This window comes from Paraburkholderia caledonica NBRC 102488, from assembly GCF_000685095.1.
In the GTDB taxonomy this organism is placed as follows: Bacteria; Pseudomonadota; Gammaproteobacteria; order Burkholderiales; family Burkholderiaceae; genus Paraburkholderia; species Paraburkholderia caledonica.
This window is the reverse complement of sequence record NZ_BAYE01000062.1, coordinates 1-1,683: the sequence shown is the minus strand read 5'-3', so window position 1 is coordinate 1,683 and position 1,683 is coordinate 1. Positions and strand designations below refer to the sequence as shown.

The 1,683-nt window shown below is 60.5% G+C and carries 1 protein-coding gene; it reads left to right on the top strand.

From position 1 onward, the window contains the following. The first annotated feature begins 118 nt into the window (after positions 1-118). On the top strand, positions 119-1,600 hold the full coding sequence (locus BCA01S_RS34200) for an ISNCY family transposase (RefSeq protein ID WP_027780685.1): 1,482 nt from the start codon (positions 119-121) through the stop codon (positions 1,598-1,600). The last annotated feature ends 83 nt before the right edge of the window (positions 1,601-1,683 follow it).

The window sequence follows — 1,683 nt, the reverse complement described above, 5'->3', positions numbered from 1 at the left end:
ATCAACATTTTCTCTTGTAGAGGCTAAGTTGTAATGTCCGCTTTTAGCCACGTTCAAATGTCCGCTTTTTCGCAGCGTAAGCTGACCAGCCGCCGGCGTCCCGGCGCGGGAGGCTTCAATGGCTGCGACCGAACGGATCACGATGACGATGCGCGAACTGGACAGGTTCAAGGTCATTCAGGACGTCGCCGACGGCAAGCTCAAGCCGTGGCGCGCGGCAGAACGGCTCAGGCTGACGCCGCGGCAGATCCGGCGGCTGGTTGCGCGACTGCGCGAGCATGGACCGGAAGGCCTCGCGTCGCGTCGGCGCTCGAGGCCCAGCAACAACCAGCTGGACGCGGTGACGGCCGATCGGGCACTCTCGATCATTCGTGATCGTTATGTCGATTTCGGGCCCACGCTGGCCTGCGAGAAGCTGTACGAATGTCACGGCATCCGGCTTGCAAAGGAGACGGTCAGGCGTCTGATGACGGATGCAGGTCTCTGGGTGCCTCGCCGGCAGCGCCCGCCGAAGCTCTACCAGCCGCGTGCGCGGCGCGCGTGTCTGGGCGAGCTGATCCAGATAGATGGCAGCGATCACCGGTGGTTCGAGGAACGGGCGCCGGCCTGCTCGCTGCTGGTGTACGTCGACGATGCGACGAGCCGGCTGATGACGCTGCATTTCACAGCCACCGAGTCGACCTTCAGCTACTTCGAGGCGACGCGGGCGTACATTGAACGCCACGGCAAGCCTGTCGCGTTCTACAGCGACAAGTACAGCGTGTTTCGCAAGACGGGTGCGAACAAGGATGGCAACAGCGTGACCCATTTCGGCCGGGCGATGTACGAGCTGAACATCGACACGTTCTGTGCGAACAGCAGCTCAGCGAAGGGTCGCGTCGAGCGCGCCCACCTGACGCTGCAGGACCGGCTCGTAAAAGAATTGCGGTTGCGTGGCATCAGCACGGCTGCCGCAGCCAATGCGTATGCGCCGGCCTTCATGGCAAATTACAACGCGCGCTTTGCGAAGCCTCCAAAGAGCGGATTCGATGCTCACCGTCCACTCAGGGCTGACGACAATCTTGATCTGGTGCTCACGTGGCGCGAGCCGCGCAAGGTGAGCAAGTCGTTGACTGTGCGGTATGACCGCGTCACGTATCTGATGGATGACACGCCCGGGCACCACAAACTGATCGGCCGGTATATCGAGGTCTGGGAGTACCCGGATGGGCGTATCGAACTGCGCGCCGATGGTCAAGCACTGTCATGCAGACAGTACGACCGGCTGACCGAAGTTGACCAGGGCGCGGTCGTTGAGCATAAGCGGCTGGGTCACGTGCTTCAGGTCTCGCAGGTGATCCAGGCTCAACGCGATAACAGTCGGATCGGAAAAGCGCCTTCGCGAACCCACCTGGGCGTTGCAACCAGGGTTCAGAGCCGCTCGCCAGGCAAGAAGAAGCAACGCGAGTTCACGCAGGCCGATATCAATGGTGTGATTCTCGAACAGTCGCAGCAGCGGCAAATGCAACAACCAAGCAAACCTGGCCGTCGGTCTGCAAAGGTGATCGACGCAGACGTAAGCGCCCTGCCAGTTCAGGCGTCGTCCTTCAACAATGTGTGAGACAAAAGGCGTTAGAAACAAACCCCTTTAACCCGGACATTTCAACTTAGCCGGAAAGCGGACATTTCAACAAAGCCTCGACA